Raw genomic sequence first — 17,692 nt, 5'->3', positions numbered from 1 at the left:
TAAGTAATTGACTGAGCAATCTCAGGATGCTTGACAAGATTGTCACGTCGGGACTATGTCCCTTCTCGCAATGACGATTTAATGAAATATCACGATGCTCATTACCAAGATTTTTAAAGACTATCGATTATTTGAAATATTTATTTTAGGAATAGTTAGCGGTATGCCGCTGGTTATAATTTTTTCTACTCTTGCGGTATGGTTAAAAGAATCGGGTATAGATATCGTCGTTATTACTACTTTTGCGGTTGCAAAGTTATCATATTCGTTAAAAGTATTTTGGTCGCCTCTAGTCGACAATTTTAAAATACCTTTTTTAAGTAGGTGGGGACATCGCAAAAGCTGGCTTATATTATGTAGCTCTTTAATGGCTTTAGTACTAATTGCTATGAGCAAGGAAAATCCTGAAGTTTCTTTAACTTCTTTATATTTTTTGACTATATTATTAGGCTTTTTATCTAGCACGTTTGATATTGCCGTTGATGCGTTGCGTATAGATAAGTTTGATCAAGAAACACAAAGCATAGCTAGTGCAACCGCCGTATTCGGTTATCGAATCGGTATGCTTATTACAGGGGCAGGTGCTTTGTACCTTGCAGAAATAACTGGAAATAATTGGCAACTAACTTTCTGTATTATAGCTATAATATTTGTCGTTGCAACGATATTTATAATAACCGTAAACGAAAAAGAATTAGTAAGAGAAAAAATTAATATTATTTCTATTACTTCATGGATTTCTACAGTAATTAATCCTTTCAAGGATTTTTTCAAAAGAGAATTTGCCACAACTATTTTACTTACGGTAATATTTTTTAAATTAGGCGATGCTATGCTTGGAGCGGTTGCCTCACCTTTTTATATAGAGCTTGGTTATACAAAAGGCGAAATAGCAATAATAGCTAAACTTTATGGGTTGATTGCAACCTTAGTCGGCGGTTTTGTCGGTGGTATTGTAATGTATAGGGTGGGGAATTTTAAAGGTTTGATTGTTACCGGTATTGCCCAAAGCTTAACGCATTTTGCATTTATTTGGCTTAATCATCAGCCTCCTTCTTTTGAAGCTTTGTTAATTGCTATTACTATAGAGAATTTTGCTGCTGCTATGGGTGCTACTGCTTTAGTCGGATATATAGGTAATTTATGTAATAAAAAATATTCCGCAACACAATATGCTTTACTTAGTAGTGCTAGTAGTTTATGTAACAATACTGTCACTATTTATGCTGGAAAACTTGTAAATATGATGGGCTGGGACGGTTTTTTCATCTTTACTATAATTTTAGCCTTGCCTGCTTTGTTTATATTAATGTATCTTAATAAAAAGGTTAATGTGTAGTAAGTATTATTTTCATCCTCATTGCAAGCGATCGTAGGAAGCGTGACAATCTTAATAAAAAATGCTATGCATTTTTTACTTGATTGCTTCGTCAAAATTTTCAATTTTTCCTCGCAATGACGAAAAATCACACTTGATTTAATTTGAATAATATTTTATTTATTTAAAATGTTTAGGAAATTTTTATTACCTTATATTTTTGTCGTAACATTTTTCTTTGCTCCTATAAGCGAAGCAACAAAAGCCGTAAAAAATACCCATAAACCTCCTGTTCAAACTAGTTTAGTAATTGATGCAAAAAGCGGTAAAGTGTTGCAGGCCCATAATTCACAAATTCGGATTTACCCCGCTTCTTTAACTAAGCTAATGACTCTATACTTAATGTTTGAAGCAATTGAAGCTGGTAAGTTACCTTTAGATAAAAAATTATTTGTATCAGCAAAAGCTTCAAAAATGCCGCCTTGTAAGCTGGGTTTAAAAGCAGGGGAAACTATAACCGTTCGAGAGGCAATTAATGGATTAATTATAAAATCTGCTAATGATGCTGCTGTAACGGTTGCTGAGGGTATGAAAGGTTCAGAGAAAGCTTTTGCTCATTTAATGAATGTTAAAGCTAAACAGCTCGGTATGAAGAATACCTATTTTAAAAATGCTTCAGGTTGGCATGACCCATTGCAGCAAACTACCGCAAGAGATATGGCTAAACTTGCTATGGCTTTGAAGAGAGATTATCCTAAATTTTATCCGTTATTTGCTAAAACCAGCTTTGTATTTCGTGGAAACGTAGTAAACGGACATAATAGGGTTACTAAAAATTATCAAGGTGCAGAAGGGATGAAAACAGGTTTTCATACACCGGCAGGTTATAATTTAGTAACTACTGCTTCTAGGAACGGTAAATCATTGATTGCCGTTGTTACAGGCGGCAAAAGTGCCGCATCTCGTGATCAAAAGATGATGGGGCTACTAGATCAGCATTTTAATATTAAGCCTATAGTCCCTAAACCTTCAATCAAGCTTGCCTCTAATAATAAATCTGCTACAAAAGCTAAATCAAAAATAATAAAGAAAAAGAATATACGTAGTTGATATGTATCGTCATTGCGGGACCACAAAGTGGTTGTGGTAATACAAAAACTCCTGAGGTTGCTTCGTTGAAACTTAAGTTGCTCCTCGCAATGACGTTAAAAATCGAGCCATGCAACAATGCCTACGACTACTGACGATTTAATATTCACACATCTTTTAAGGATTTACTGCCAATTTATACTTTAAATTTACAAGTTTTATATGACAATTAACGCTACATTTATTGTTTTTTGTAACTTTAATAGATGAAGATTTTTTAGAGTTTTTAGCTAAAGTTTTACTTTGTGGTTTTTTTAGATTAATATTTTTTAGAAATTTCTCAGTTTCATTAGGTAAATATTCTATTTTTACTTTAGTTATGCCTTGATTTTTAAATGCTAAAATTTCAGCCGCTTTTTGAGAAACATCTATTATACGATTTTTCTTAAAAGGACCTCTATCATTAACCATTAAAATTACTGCTTTATTATTGGCTCTGTTGGTAACTTTAACTAAGCAAGGGAGCGGAAGAGTTTTATGTGCAGCAGTTAATAAATTTCTATTAAATTTATCGCCGTTAGCTGTTTTTTTACCGTGAAAACCGTCTTTACGTCCACCGTACCATGAGGCATAACCTGTTTCGGTAAAAGATTTAGGGTTGTGAGGTTTGTAAGTCTTTCCTTTTATTTTATAATTTTTACCGATTTTATAATATCCTTTATAAGTTAGATTATGAGGATCATCTTTTGATAATTCTTTGTAAGAATATTTGTGGGAATAAGGTAATCTTTTTGAGGTATTACAACCGCTTAGACCAAAACAAAAAATTAACAAAAGTAATAAACCCTTTGCATAACTTGCTCCTAAAGGTAATTTGTATACCTTTGATACTTCAAGATTTGGTACGTCAAATTTCGGGATTCGCCTGTGTTCAGGTATTTTTATACGCTGTGCAGGCTTACCACTTATTTGATTTCCAACTTTTGAAATATCTGAGGTATACGTCAATCTGGTACTCGCATCCTCACGTACTAAAGTGTACGTTGCGGTGCTACGTGCCGTGTTTCCTTCAAATTTCTCTTTATTAGCTTCGTTCTGCAAGAGGTCTAATTTTAATTTATGATTCTTCACTATTATCATTATTTGTGTTAAAGGTATTTATTATTTTAGCGTAACACACAACTTTTTCAACACCTTTTATTTTTGATGCAATAGAAGCAAGCTTTTCTAGCTCTTCTTCTGATCTTGCAACTCCAAATAAATAAACAGTATTCTCTATAGTTAGAATAGTATAATTAGCAAATTTAATGTCTTTTCTGACTAAATTTTTAGCTTTAATTTGCGTGGTTATCATACTATCTTTAGTATATTGGGCTAAGTCAAAATGATTACTGTTTTTATTTACTTTCAACTCATTAATAACTTCTTTTACGCTTTTTTGATTCCAAGCAATTTCTACGGCTTTTAACGCATCAGATTCTTTTTGAATATTTCCTGTTAATAATACTCTTCCTTGTGATACTTCAACCTTTATTTTAGCACCTAAATCTCTAAAATTGTTTTTTACTAAATCAGCTTTAATGCTGGCAGAAATCCTTGAATCATTTAATGTTTCAGACATTGGTTGATCTTTTGAAGCAACAATGCCGGTAGTGGTTGCTGCGGTAAAAATAGCAGGTAAACAAGCAGATAGACTAAAAGAAAGAGCTATAAAAATTAGAACTTGTAATATCATAACAATAGTACCCTACGATTTTTAAAAAGCCATCGGTGTTATCTCTGTGAAAGCAGGGATCCAGTGCTTTTCTGTATCATCCCGCGACTTGATCGTGGGATCTAAAATACTAATATTATTAGTATTTTAAATTGTTTGTATGGACCCTGTGGTCAAGCCACGGGGTGACACAGTGGATTTTACCGGTCCATGCAACAAAGCCTACGCGGTAATGACATAAAGTAAAAATAGTAAGGTATTATATATCATATCTTACTATCCGGTAATTTATTCTTTAATAAAAGAGGTAATTGCAGTAAAATAAATATAAAAGTAATAGGTATTACACCGAATACTTTGAATTTTACCCATGTTTCATCTGAGAAATTACGCCAAACTACTTCATTAACTACAGCCATAAAAAAGAAAAAAGCCGCTGTTCTATAGCTTAAGGTTATCCAGCTTTCTTCTTTAAGACGTACTATACTCTCTAAAGCATATTTGATAAAAGGATTTTTTCTTATACCGCTCATGAGAAATATTATTCCAAAAATAACATATAATATAGTAGGTTTGATTTTTATATACATTGAATCGCCGCTAATTAAAGTAATGCTTCCCGAAACTAATAAAACAGTCGTAGAAATAATAGAAAGCTTGGATACTTTCTTATCTATAACATAACAAAGGGTAATACAAATAACAGAGGTAATAAGCATATAAAGAGTAGCGTGTTGTATACCGCCTCCATAAAAAAAGCCTGCAAAAAATGCTATTACCGGACCAATTTCTGATAAAAGTTTTAACATATTTAATTGTTCTCTTTGATAAAATTAATTTGATTCATTTTTTTGTACTGATATTAAGTTATTTTTGGAATATCTTAATTTTATTTGTATGATAATATTTATCAGTAATATAGTAGTAAAATAAGCCAGTACTTGTAGCCCGTTAGGTCTTGCAATATAACCGGTAACAATATGTAAGATTTTACCTATCATACTTCTATCTGCTATTAACCATGAACTATCCCAAAGTTGATCGGATAAAAACATAACTAGACCGGAAGAGGTTAAAATACCTGCAGCACTTGCTGCAAATCCGCCTGCTATTAGCATTAATAATATGGTAGAGATTTTAAAAATATATTTTTGATTAGCAATCTTAATGAAACCGAAATATATTATTAAACCAAGTAAGAAGCCACTTGTAGCACCTATTATCACTCCCTGCAGGTAAATACTGCTTGATATTGTTTCAACTGAAGATATGCTATATACTAAAATAATAATTTCTGCACCTTCTCGTAATATAGTAGTGGCAACTAAAAAAACCAACATGAAATAACTGGCATTACCTTCATGAATTTTTACTGATAAGTCGTTTATATGTTGCTTTACTTTTATACCGTAACCTTGCATCCATATTATTGTCCAGCTAATCAGAATTGTTATTAGTATCATAATTCCGGAATCGAATAACTCGTCGCCTATTCCGCCAAAAGATAAAGATAATTTACGTGTAAAAAATGCAAAAATTGAAGCGAATACTACTCCAAGCATTACTCCAGCAATAATATAAAGACGAGATTTTTCTATTTGTTTTGTTACGACGAGTATTACACCAAGTAATAAGGATATTTCTAAACATTCACGAAACACTACTAAAGCAATTTTAAACATATTTTTTATCTAATCATTAACAATTATAAAACCCTGAGCCGTATCTTGATGAAAATCTCCAAAAAATTCATATTTTCCGGGCTTGAGAGGTGCAAGTATAATATGTATTGACTCATTTGGCATAACTATTTTTTCACGATGTAAATCACGACTTTCAAACTCTTCTACCGTATCATCTTCATTATGAACAATTAACCTTATCTTAGTCGATTTTGGTACTTCAACTATATTCGGAACAAATTTATGATCTTGTATAGCTATCTTTACTTCTAATATATTATCATTTGTTTTATTATCGGAACTCTTACTTGTAGAGATATAAATAATTACTGCTAAAAATATTAAACCTACTAATATAATAATATTTTTGTTTTTTTTAATAATGTCCATACTCATAGCGTAATTAAAGTTTAAAGTAAGATGTTTATATACTCGTTTAATTTGAGTGTTAAATTTTTAATAATTACAAAATTTACCCTACAATTTTTATTAATGCTATAAGATATACAATTATTATCATTATGACAAGGATAGATAATAAAATATAATTTTTTTGTCTTTGAATTTTATTTTGTTTCATATTTATTTAATTTTGTTTAAAGTCTCCTAGTTCAAGCAAAAGATATTCATTTATTGGTAACGATTCATGAGAAATAATTTTATTTATGTTAGAACCTAAAGTTTTAAATGTTTTGCCTTCAGCAATAACACTGCGTGTTCCAACCGTTACTTTACCTTGCAAGGCGTAAGAAAAAATTAAAGGATATGTAATATCGCCGATTTTCATATCTATTTGTTGTCCTTTTGTTTTCGAATCATATAGTATTTTACCGTTTGATAAGCGAGTAATTTTAGCATTAAAGCTTACTTTTTCACCACATAATAAAGGAACACGATAAGCTATCTCATCGTCATAAATTTTAACTTCATTACTTTTAACAAAATTTTGCGGTAATATGGATTTTAAAATTACATTAACTTTATAATTATAAGCATCATCGAAGATAATATTATTACTATTATTAACGGCATATTTTGCCGGAATAATAGCTTCTCGTGCTTCTCCTACCATCATACCGATTATTACATTATCTAAGCCAAGCATTACAGGAGTAGAGCCTAAAGTAAAAGTCTTAGTATCTTCAGATATTAAAGTATTATTCATATCTGATATTTGATAAAATACGGTAACTACATGTCCGCAAGAAGCGGGACCGATATTACCACCGCTACCGAGCGTATTAATTTTGAACAGTGTTTTTACTAAATCCTTACGTACTTCAATAGTGTAATCATTAGGATTGATAGGTCCATTTAACGGTTGTAAAATATTTTCAAAAAATGCTTTCCCTTCTTCGGTTTTAAGAGCATTTATTACTATTTTTGAAACCATACGTTCAAATAAGTTACCGTTTAATGAAATAGGGGGTTCATTATTTATACTAGTGTGGTTTTCATTGGTAGATGAATTATTTGAAGCCGTTTGCTCTACAGCTATAGTTGTAGGATTATTGTTGTCGGGAGATATTTTTAACTTTACTATATTGTAAAGTATTAGAATTACAATTATTAAAGATAAAAATTTTTGCATATATATTAATATTTTAGTATAACAAAGTTTACTATAACAATCAATTACTTAATAATCAAATGAGAATAAAAATAATTTGATTAATAAAAATGATTGATTTAAATTTAGTTAGATGCAGAATTTTATAAATATAGTGGTGAAAAATGAAAAAATTTATATTTTGTTTTTTATGTTTATGGACATTAAACATATTTGCTGCTTTTAAAACTTACCCTAATAAGCTTAATCGTTGTAAAATTACTAGAAATATATTTAATGATTATGAACCGAAAGTTTTTGAAACTACTAATAATTTATTACGTAAAACAGGAAGATTATCAAAATTTTACGGTGAAAGGATATTAATTAAAGGAAAAGTATTAGATCAAAATTGCGTGCCGGTTGCGGATGCTAAAGTTTATTTATGGCAAGCAGGAAGCGGAGGTAAATATCCTTACGAACCTTTAAAAACTAGAGTTGATAAAAGAAGATTTACAAGTAAAAGCGATTCAAGCTTTACCGGTTCCGGTATTGCTACTACTAATAATAAAGGAGAATATTACTTTATTAGCATGTTACCTTATAAATCTTCTCGTTATTTGAGAAGTGCAAATATAAGAATAGAGCATCCTAGTCTTACTACTCTCGAAACACGCTTAGACTTATCTGATAAAAATATGTGTGATAATGAGTGTGGTGAAGTAAATCCGATATTGATCGAACCGCAAGAAAATATGCCGTCTTATTGTTTTGACTTAGTTTTGCAAGGTACGACGCTTAAGAGGTATTGATACAGTACGTCATTGCGAGGAAAATTACGAAGTAATTTGACGAAGCAATCTCAGGATATTTGACGAGATCGCCACGCAGTCTACGACTGCTCGCAATGACGTTTTGCCTCTTTCTGCGGTGCTTCTAAAGGCTTTTTTATACCACAACTACATAATGTAAATGCTAATACGAATAAATAAAATGTCTTCATTACTATAAATTATTATATGACCTTAAGAAATTATAATAAATATCTTATATGTATTATAGTATTTTTATTATCTATAATAATTTTTATTCCTAAAATTCATGCTAGGCTCTATGAGAAGCCTAAGGATAAATTAGCATTTTTAAGAGGTTCAAGCGTTCCTGATAATATAATTTTTTTTGATGAAGAAAAAAATCAATATTCTCTTGATCAGTTTGAAGGAAAGACTATATTGTTAGTGTTTTGGGCTACTTGGAGTGCTCCTTGTGTCAAAGAAATGCCTGATCTTGATATGTTGCAAAAAGATTTTAGGAAATTACCTTTTTCAGTAATGCCGATTTCAGAAGATTATCAAGACATAAAAGTTGTGAAAGAATATTTTAAAAGCTATCAAATAAGATATTTGCCGATTTATCATGATTATAGAAATGAATTATTTAAAGCCTTAGGGGTTGTTAGTTTACCGACTAGTATATTAATAGACCCAAACGGCAAAATAGTAACTAGCTTTGTCGGCAATACAAATTGGTATGACGAAAAAGTTAGAGATACTATTTTATCTGCCATTCCTGGAAATTATCCTGAACCTAAAAATAGCTATAACGAGCAATCTCTGAATAAACTGGCTAAGCCTTTGCCGCCAATAAAAAAGGATGCTATAGTAACTCCAAGTAAATAGACGAAGTGTAATTTGGAAAAGAGCAAGGAGTCTATAAATAAGGCGAGGAGCGGAGCGTATACTTAATAGGTGAGTACCGCAGATCTTATAAGACTACGTAGTCAATTTTTCAAATTAAGCGAGTATGAGTATATTAAATTAAAAATGAGTAAAATTAATGAATGAAGTAAATAAATCAACTATGGCGAATGCTGAATTTGATCAGATAATAACCAAACGGCAGATAAGTAAATTAGATCAACTATTTGCTTCGGTTTTTGGTAATTCTAAAGAGGTGATTGCCGTTTTACGCCTTAGCGGTGTTATCGGTAAAGTAAGTACTATGCAATCGGGACTTACGTTAGAATCATTAAATGAACTAATAGAAAAAGCTTTTAAAATAAAGAAATTAAAAGCATTATGTTTAATTATTAATTCTCCCGGTGGTTCTCCGGTACAATCTGAACTTATTGCAAAACGTATTCGTGACCTTGCTAAAGAAAATAAAATAAAAATTTATAGTTTTATTGAAGATATGGCGGCTTCAGGCGGATATTGGCTTGCTTGCAGCGGTGACCGGATATATGCTTTGCCGAGTTCGGTTATCGGTAGTATTGGAGTAGTATCAAGCGGATTCGGTTTTCATGAAGCAATTAATAAACTTGGGATAGAAAGAAGAGTTTATACGGAAGGCAAGAATAAATCAGTATTGGATCCGTTTAAACCTATTAATAAAGATGATCTTAAAATTATCAAAAATTTGCAAAAGCAGGTTTATGAACATTTTATAGAATATGTAAAAACAAGAAGAGCAGGGAAGTTAACTCAGCAAGACGAAATTTTATTTAACGGTGAATTTTGGGCAGGGCAAACGGCGCTTGATTACGGCTTAATTGACGGCATAGGTGATATGTATAGCGTAATGAAAGAAAAATTCGGTGATAATATTAAGTTTCAATATCTGTATGCTAAGCAGTCTTGGCTTAAAAAGAAACTTGGCATGGGAAGTAAGATATTAACAGATAATCTTGCTAATTCTTTAATTGATGCGGTAGAAAATAAAATTATTAACGATAAATTTGATATGAAATAATATGACAATAACACAAGTTAAAATTAAAAAACTAGAAAATTTTTCCGGCAGTCTGCCGGAATATGCTACAGAGCATAGTGCGGGGATGGATTTAATAGCCGTAAACGAGCAACCTATAACAATAAAAGCAGGCGCAATACAGCTAATTCCAACAGGTATCGCTATAGCACTACCGGATTCGTTTGAAGCCCAAATAAGACCCCGTTCGGGTCTTGCCGTTAAACACGGTATCACGGTTGCTAATTCACCCGGTACTATTGATGCAGATTATCGAGGTGAAATAAAGGTCATTCTTATTAATCTCGGTAAAGAAGATTTCATTATAGAAAAAGGCATGCGAATTGCACAGATGATAATCGCAAAGTACGAACGTATATTATGGGAAGAAAGTAGTAGTCTTATGGAAACGATGCGTGGTAGCGGTGGCTTTGGTTCTACCGGTATTTAGTTGGTCTCTATGTCATTCCTGTGTAGGCGGGAATCCAGTAAAACCTATAAAAAACTTATTTTTTATAGGTTTTACTGGATTCCTGCTTTCGCGGGAATGACATAAACGAGTCATGCAACAACGCTTTTAGGAGCCCGTAATGACTATTAGGTATCCACGCAACAAATCATAAAACTTATGAAAATCACAATAAAATTATTAACTTCTATATTCTTGTTATTAGTTTTGAAAGTAAATGCTAATTCTGATTCTGTAGATAATGTTAAGCAAGTTTTTACCTATATCGATCAAAAAAATTGGTCACAAGCCGAAGATTTAGCTCTAGAAGTAAATAATAAAATTTTAACAAAAATTGTACTTTCTCAGAAATATTTAGATAATAAATATTTAGATAATAGTTTTGAACATGTAATAAGGTTTTTATGCAATAACCCGGATTGGCCTCAAAATAAGCTGCTTGAAGAAAGGGCGGAAGAATATCTAAATAATAATACAAATAAAAAAGTAATTTTTGATTGGTTTAGTAAACATCCTCCTCTTACCGGCAAAGGTTATAAATTTTATGCGGCAGCTGCAAGTAGTTTAATCAAAGATCAGAAGATATTACTACCTATTATTAAAGAGGCTTGGGTATACGCCAATTTCACTCCTGAAGAAGAAAATGCATATTACAATAAGTGGCATAAATATTTAACTGCGAGTGATCATTTAGAGCGAATAGAAGAACATTTATGGAAAAATGATATTAGATCTGCTGAGCAATCCCTGAAATATGTAGATCAAGGTTACCGTAATTCTTTTAAAGTCCAAATTGCGATTATAGGTAAATCGCCAAATGCTGAAAAGCTTTTTAAAAGTGTTCCTGAAAAATACTATACTTCTGGTTTATTATATCGTTATTTAGATTTTAAAAAAATGCAAAAGCCGACAAAGGAAATTATTACTTTGTTTAAGAAAGCTAAAAATAACCGTAAACATTTTGCTAAGTGGTGTCGTGTTCAGTCCTATTATGCTCGTGAATTCATCGATTACAAAGATTTTGCTAATAGTTATAGAATTGCAACGCTTCCTTTTGCTACTTGTCCTGAAACTATAAGAGAGCAGGAGTGGCTTGCGGGCTGGCTTTCTTTAAGTTTTTTAAAAAAGCCTGATCAAGCATTAGTACATTTTAATAAGTTTATCAAAGTTGTTAAAACTCCGATTAGTTTGGCACGTGGGTTTTATTGGCTCGGTCGTACTTATGCAGTAAAAGGCGATAAGCAAACGGCTAGAAAATTTTATAAGCAGGCAGCCAAATATTCTTTTACCTTTTATGGGCAGGCAGCAAATATTGAATTAAATAGGAAAAAGTTAGTTTTACCTCCTATTCCCGTAATAACTTCTGAAGAAAGGAAAATTATAGAAAATAAAGAGATTATTAAAGCAATAAGGTTATTGGTTAAATATAATAAAAACTACTTAGCACTGATATATTCCAAAGCAGCAATGAAAAACACTAAAAATTCTGCAGAAATTCAAATAATTGCAAATATTATTAAAGCAAATAATAATACTAATCATATGGTTGAGGTGGCAAAAATTGCCGCCCAAAATAATGCTTTTATTCCGGATTGTGCTTTTCCAACGCCTTATAATCTAGTAGGTTTGCCTATCCCACCTCATTTAACTTATGGAATAATTAGACAAGAATCGGTTTTTGATCATAAAGCAGTAAGTTATGCAAATGCTATGGGGCTCATGCAACTTATTAAAGGTACTGCTTGTGATACCGCAAGAGCCATAAATGTTAAATGTAATGTAGCAGACTTAACTAGAAATCCGGTATATAATATTAAACTTGGTTCGCATCATTTCAAAAAATTATTAGATGATCATAAAGGTTCTTATATTCTATCCATTGCCTCTTACAATGCCGGAAGTCATAATGTAGTAAAATGGATAGATAGGTTTGGTGATCCAAGGGATATAAAAGATACAAGAAAAGTTATTGATTGGATAGAACTTATACCTTATCGAGAAACAAGAGATTACGTTCAAAGAGTACTTGAAAATGTTCAGATTTATCGGGTAATCTTAAATAAGAATAGTAGTTTGTACTTTAAGCGTGACTTACATGCTTGTGATATAGCAAAAAGTTAATTTCTATTAGTGCTTTATTGTGACATATAGTGATATATAAGTATAATATGGACACTAATTAAAAATATGAATTAAGGAGGAGAGTATGAAAAAATTAGAGCAACACTTTAAAAAACAGCGTAATGATATCGATATTCAAGTAAATAAATATAAAAACGATCTTAATGTAATCGGCATTAGATATGACCATAAATCTGCACATGTTGAAGTTCCAAATCATGCTACCGGCGGGTTTGAATATTTTAAATGGGATTGGATGACAAGCACTACGGGTAGTCATTCAGAAATAGTACCAAAATTTAAGAAAATAGTAAGCACTTTAAAAGAAGCTAAAAGTAACCCAGCCCAGTATGAAAACTTAGTATCTAACTTGGATGCTAGTACTAAAAATGCACTTGAGGCTACTATTACTATTAAGAGTAATAATATTACTGTACCGACACAAGACACTAATAAGATAATGTCAGAAATATTATCAGGAATGCAAACATGGCTAGATACAAAAAGTCATATCCCTATGGACCTTAAACAAAAATTCTTAGATTTAGGTTCTAATAATTTAGAACTATTCATAAAAGCTGCTTATAACAAATTTAACAATAAGTGGATAGTTAAAGAGTTTCTTGAAAATGCTGTAAAAACTGGAGAAGAAGGTAGAAAATATCTAGCCGATTGTGATTGTAGTTCAACTGACCAGCTATGGACAAAGCTTGTTGAACCTAAAATAGAAAATCTTAGAATAAGCGAAAATTCAACTGATAAATCTGAAGATGATGAAATATTAGAGGCTTCGGCGAATAAACTTGGAGAAAAAGTAAAGACTTTAGCACTATTTGATACTCATGAACTACCAGCACAAAAAGAAGCATTAAAGCTTGTATATGATATGAGGAAAGCTAATATAGATAAAGCAACTGTTGTTAAGAACATTAATTTTTTTGGTCAGGACGCTACTTTATTAGGTCGGTTTGTAGAATATAGTGGCCTTACTATTGACCAAATCAAGGCTAAAGCAGTAGAGCTTACCGGTGATGCTGCTGCTGCTTTTTATTTAGAATAGTTTCTTAAGGTTATTCTCATTTTCTATGTCATTTCTGTTCCCTTTTATGTCATTCCTAGCTAAAATGGGGATCCAGTGCTTGCCTCTGTCATAGCGTGGCTTGTCCACGGTATCTAGAAAAAATAAAATAAAGACTGGATACCGTGGTCAAGCCACGGCATGACAGAGTAGGTTTACCTGTTCATATAACAATATCTATCAACTATATTCATGATTCTTAAAAATATATCTTTACTAATAATATTATTTTTTTCAATATCAACTTTTTCTGCTGGTCATAGTCTAAAAAATATCTCTATTACTGTTGTTGCTCCGGCAACAGGAGCGGATAATAAAACCTTGTCGGATTTAAAAAATATTAATGGACTAAATTTACAAATTCCTTCTAAGTGTTGTGCTAAAGGTAAGCTACCCTTTCTTGCAAGTAGCGATGAAGTAAGATTTAATTGCCTGCGGGATGCATTATTTGATGAGTCTGATAATATAGTATGGAGTTTACGAGGTGGTTACGGCTCTGCGAGAATGATTCCCGATTTACTAAAGCTATCAAAACCAAATAAAGAGAAATTCTTTATAGGATATAGCGATATAACGGCGTTACATCTTTTTCTATCACAAGAATGGGGCTGGAAAACTATTCACGGCAGTAATATAGTTGATCTCTTAAAGCCGGAACAAGATCAAGGTAATTTTACCAAGCTTGCTGAAATATTAAAAGGTAAAGTAAAGCAGGTTACTATAGATAATTTAGTGCCTCTTAACGATATAGCAAAATCAAGTGATCTTGTTAACGGCAAACTAACAGGCGGTAACTTAACTATGGTGCAGACTAGTATAGGAACGAGTTGGCAAATAAAGACTAAGGGCAAAATTCTTTTTTTAGAAGATGTGAATGTAGTTCCTTTTAGATTAGATCGTGAGCTTTTACACTTAAAGCAAGCAGGGTTACTTGAGGATGTTAAGGCGATAATATTTGGTTCATTTGGTAAAGATCTTGATGCCACAATGTTAGTGCTTCGTAATTTTGCAGATAGTTTAGATATACCGGTATTTAAAACAAATAGATTCGGTCATGAAAAAATTAACGATCCGATTATTTATAATACGAATAGTAAGATTATTAAAAGTAAAGAATTTAAGTTAGTGATGGGGTTGTAAGCACTATTGTGAGCAGTTAGTTGCTAAGCCGTCATTGTGAGCGACTGAAAGCCTTGTTGCATGGTTTGTTTATATCATTCCCGCGTAGGCGGGAATCTGGGGTAAAGCGAGATAAATCGAGCTTTAAAAAAAGTTTTAAAGTACTGGATTCCCGCCTATGCGGGAATGATATTGAGTCTTAAGTTGACACCCATGGACCTTTGCAGGAATGACATAATTAGCCTATCGACTCAAATGCAAATAATCATTATACTTTGATAAATTCAAATCATAAGAAAAGAATTTATTTGTAATATAATGTTCAAGTAATTTTACTAATCCTGCTTTATGTTTATTTAAAGTCTCGATGCTTAAAGCTATTTCCGTTGTTTGCACATAAGGTTCGGTACTAGTTATTTTTACGTAGGCGATAGTAATATTGTTATTCATAACTGGATTCCCGCTTTCGCGGGAATAACACAAAAGGGGCTGGGGATGACATAAAAGGGACAGAGAATTACATTGCGTAAATCCGTTTTCTAGTAACATCAAACTTTCTATGATAAGTTGCGGAGAGAGTCCAAGCTCTATTTCTTTCTTAGTCGGAATAGTACCGGTCTTATAATCTAGTATAGTTATATTGTTTGATTTACTTATTTCAATTCGGTCAGCTATACCGATTATTTTTATATCTTGACCTACAATATTTAGCCGTAACTCCCCTTTAGTTTCAAAATATATTTCTTTGCAGTTTTTTCGGCGTTCTATATCAAATAAAATAAAAGCTTTGCTGAAAGCCGTGAGTTTTATTTGCCAAGTTTTTTTTGTGTAGCTTGGTAAAATAGTGCTATATAAAATATGATTACCGATATTTATTAAAGCATTTTGTTTATCAAGCAAATTTAAATTAATATATTGTTTGTCATAATTTTTAGAATATTCCTCTAAAACTTTATGAATCAAATTACCGAAATCCGATATTTTAGGCTCTTCCCATATATGATCTTTTTTACGTAGTCCAAGAATTTTCTTAGCATAAAAACCGTATGGGTTTCTTATTAATGTTTCTATTTCGGTTACTGATAAGGTGGTTGGAAAAGAGGGGCTGTGGATCTCAATACTCTTGTCATACCGTGGTTTGACCACGGTATCCATATAATTACTGGATCCCGTGATCAATTCACGGGGTGACACAGAACCTTTTTCTAGTTTCAAAAATAAATTACTCGGTACTGACAACTTCCCATCATATTTTTTAGCATTCAGTATAACTATTTGTTTATTTTGTAGAAATAAATTGAAGTAATCTGAATATAGAGTATGGGCGATTTCATCGTAATCTATATTTAGTATCTGCAAGGCTTTCTTGCTAAGCCATGGGTGAGCTTTAGCACTAAGTGTCCAGTTTTCATTATTAAAATGCGGTAATATAATTAAGTCAAATTCACATAATGCTAAATCTTCAGGCCGTCCTATAATAATACTAGCAGTGTTGGTATTTTTGTAATATTTGATATTAGAAAGTAAAAAAGAAAAAATTTTAGGAAAATCCTTTTTATCCGTTGAATTTATATATTTACTATATGCGGTTAAATTTGTTAAAAACTCAAGTAGTTCTGCTCCTCCTTCTTTTGCCCAAATAGTAGGCAAAAGTTTTTCAGTTATTTCTTTAGTTAAGGTTAGAATAGCTTGTATATTATGTGGAGTATCGGTAAATAAAATATCTATTAAGTTACGGCAATACTCTCTTATATCCTCATTATCAAATTGTAATTGCAATAAATATTTCGGTGAGGATATAAAACGGTTTTTATTAGACAGCATTAACTCTAACTGCTGCACAATAGGGCAGTTAATTAAAGGATTTTTAAGTAATAAAAATAGAAGTTTTAAATCAAAATTATTACATAATATTTTAACAATGGAAGTTAGTAATTCACCTATATTAGTAAGCCTTAAGTCATTACCTAATAGATCTTCATATTTGTCTAAAAAATTACAATATACTCTTTTAAGCTTATTATTATTTGTAACGATTGCAATCCGTCTGTCTTTATTACGGCTACATATATAAGCTATTTGTTTAGTTTCTTCATAAATGTCATTAGGTTCATAATAAGACATACCATCGCTAATCTGCTTGGAGGCAGGATTATAGTGAATTATGTAATCCTTTAATTCTTCTTCAAATCTTTTTAAAAAAACATTAGGCTTGAATATTCCGGTGAGTATTACCTGCTTATGTCCCTTTTTTATTTTTATTATTTCTTCTTGTAATAGCTTTAATTTATAAACTGCTTTAGTTTGTTTTTGAGTAAACGATATTTCTTCTTGCCATCTTAAAAAGCAATATTCTAGAAATTTATAAATCTTTTGCCAATAGTTAGAATTGTTATAGACTTCAATTAATTTTATATCGATATTATTGATTATAAGATCATTAAACAATTTTCTTAAAAGTTCTGCAGCTTTTAATGATTCATTTTTATTAAAAGGTAATTCTTTTTTATATTCGGTGATAATGGATGATAAAATAAGTAATTCTTCTATTTTAGATATATAATCCGAATCAGTTTTTTTTGAAATAAGAGAATTAAAAGGAATAATTATAGGTAATTTAATTTTATATTTATCGGTTAAAATCTTCTTTAATTCTAGGCATGAGAAATTATTAGGCAATATTATTTGAACTTCTGTACCTTTACCTAATTTATCAATGATATACTCAGCAAAACTTTTCAAAAAAGAATAATCAGCAGTCATAAATAATGTTTTTGACGATAATATAGCAGATCAAAGATCCGA

Annotated in this window: 16 protein-coding genes; 9 read left to right on the top strand and 7 right to left on the bottom strand. The window is 31.4% G+C overall.

The genetic code is table 11. From position 1 onward, the window contains the following. Positions 1–94: 94 nt before the first annotated feature. Complete coding sequence (locus AB4K15_RS02605; protein WP_032074153.1) at positions 95–1,339, top strand: AmpG family muropeptide MFS transporter; 1,245 nt, start codon at positions 95–97, stop codon at positions 1,337–1,339. Positions 1,340–1,507: 168 nt separating this feature from the next. Beyond that, entirely contained in the window at positions 1,508–2,428 is a 921-nt protein-coding gene (locus AB4K15_RS02600; protein ID WP_032074154.1) for a D-alanyl-D-alanine carboxypeptidase family protein, read from the top strand. A 156-nt stretch (positions 2,429–2,584) separates the two neighbouring features. On the opposite strand, the gene AB4K15_RS02595 is transcribed toward AB4K15_RS02600, so the two are convergent. The 6 genes from AB4K15_RS02595 to AB4K15_RS02570 form a co-directional block, all read right to left on the bottom strand. Beyond that, complete coding sequence (locus tag AB4K15_RS02595; protein ID WP_032074155.1) at positions 2,585–3,547, bottom strand: septal ring lytic transglycosylase RlpA family protein; 963 nt, start codon at positions 3,545–3,547, stop codon at positions 2,585–2,587. Then, the gene (locus AB4K15_RS02590) at positions 3,525–4,142 is read right to left on the bottom strand and encodes a BON domain-containing protein (RefSeq protein WP_500224356.1); all 618 of its coding nucleotides are present in this window, start codon (positions 4,140–4,142) and stop codon (positions 3,525–3,527) included. The genes AB4K15_RS02595 and AB4K15_RS02590 overlap by 23 nt, the downstream gene beginning before the upstream one ends. A 245-nt stretch (positions 4,143–4,387) precedes the next feature. After that, the gene (locus tag AB4K15_RS02585) at positions 4,388–4,930 is read right to left on the bottom strand and encodes a septation protein A (RefSeq protein ID WP_014392169.1); all 543 of its coding nucleotides are present in this window, start codon (positions 4,928–4,930) and stop codon (positions 4,388–4,390) included. 24 nt (positions 4,931–4,954) lie between these two features. Further along, positions 4,955–5,803, bottom strand: coding sequence for an FTR1 family protein (locus tag AB4K15_RS02580; protein ID WP_032074157.1), 849 nt, complete (start codon positions 5,801–5,803; stop codon positions 4,955–4,957). Between the two features lie 9 nt (positions 5,804–5,812). After that, positions 5,813–6,193: a cupredoxin domain-containing protein gene (locus AB4K15_RS02575; protein WP_032074158.1), complete on the bottom strand. Its 381-nt coding sequence runs from the start codon at positions 6,191–6,193 to the stop codon at positions 5,813–5,815. 196 nt (positions 6,194–6,389) lie between these two features. Then, positions 6,390–7,394, bottom strand: a complete 1,005-nt coding sequence (locus AB4K15_RS02570; protein WP_500224353.1) for an FKBP-type peptidyl-prolyl cis-trans isomerase — start codon at positions 7,392–7,394, stop codon at positions 6,390–6,392. A gap of 143 nt (positions 7,395–7,537) precedes the next feature. On the opposite strand from AB4K15_RS02570, the gene AB4K15_RS02565 reads away from it, so the two are divergent. The 7 genes from AB4K15_RS02565 to AB4K15_RS02535 all read left to right on the top strand — a co-directional run bounded on the left by AB4K15_RS02565 (position 7,538) and on the right by AB4K15_RS02535 (position 14,908). Beyond that, positions 7,538–8,164 (top strand): dioxygenase family protein, encoded by a 627-nt coding sequence (locus AB4K15_RS02565; protein ID WP_032074160.1) that lies wholly within the window; start codon positions 7,538–7,540, stop codon positions 8,162–8,164. Positions 8,165–8,371: 207 nt separating this feature from the next. Continuing rightward, on the top strand, positions 8,372–9,031 hold the full coding sequence (locus AB4K15_RS02560) for a TlpA disulfide reductase family protein (RefSeq protein WP_032074161.1): 660 nt from the start codon (positions 8,372–8,374) through the stop codon (positions 9,029–9,031). Between the two features lie 157 nt (positions 9,032–9,188). Beyond that, positions 9,189–10,103, top strand: a complete 915-nt coding sequence (locus AB4K15_RS02555) for a S49 family peptidase (RefSeq protein WP_032074162.1) — start codon at positions 9,189–9,191, stop codon at positions 10,101–10,103. 1 nt (position 10,104) lies between these two features. Continuing rightward, positions 10,105–10,551, top strand: coding sequence for a dUTP diphosphatase (gene dut / locus AB4K15_RS02550; RefSeq protein WP_032074163.1), 447 nt, complete (start codon positions 10,105–10,107; stop codon positions 10,549–10,551). Between the two features lie 177 nt (positions 10,552–10,728). Next, positions 10,729–12,690: a lytic transglycosylase domain-containing protein gene (locus tag AB4K15_RS02545; protein ID WP_032074164.1), complete on the top strand. Its 1,962-nt coding sequence runs from the start codon at positions 10,729–10,731 to the stop codon at positions 12,688–12,690. A gap of 85 nt (positions 12,691–12,775) precedes the next feature. Further along, positions 12,776–13,750 (top strand): SrfF family effector protein, encoded by a 975-nt coding sequence (gene srfF, locus AB4K15_RS02540; protein ID WP_032074165.1) that lies wholly within the window; start codon positions 12,776–12,778, stop codon positions 13,748–13,750. A gap of 210 nt (positions 13,751–13,960) precedes the next feature. Continuing rightward, positions 13,961–14,908 carry a S66 peptidase family protein gene (locus tag AB4K15_RS02535; protein WP_032074166.1) on the top strand — a complete coding sequence of 316 codons (948 nt, stop codon included), beginning with the start codon at positions 13,961–13,963 and terminating at the stop codon, positions 14,906–14,908. Between the two features lie 222 nt (positions 14,909–15,130). Here AB4K15_RS02535 and AB4K15_RS02530 read toward each other — a convergent pair whose 3' ends face one another. Continuing rightward, positions 15,131–17,650, bottom strand: coding sequence for a PD-(D/E)XK nuclease family protein (locus tag AB4K15_RS02530; RefSeq protein ID WP_500224342.1), 2,520 nt, complete (start codon positions 17,648–17,650; stop codon positions 15,131–15,133). Positions 17,651–17,692 lie beyond the last annotated feature (42 nt).

Source organism: Rickettsia aeschlimannii, from assembly GCF_047973405.1.
GTDB classification, from domain to species: Bacteria; Pseudomonadota; Alphaproteobacteria; order Rickettsiales; family Rickettsiaceae; genus Rickettsia; species Rickettsia rickettsii.
The sequence above is the reverse complement of the archived record's forward strand: the minus strand, read 5'-3'. Positions and strand labels throughout refer to the sequence as shown.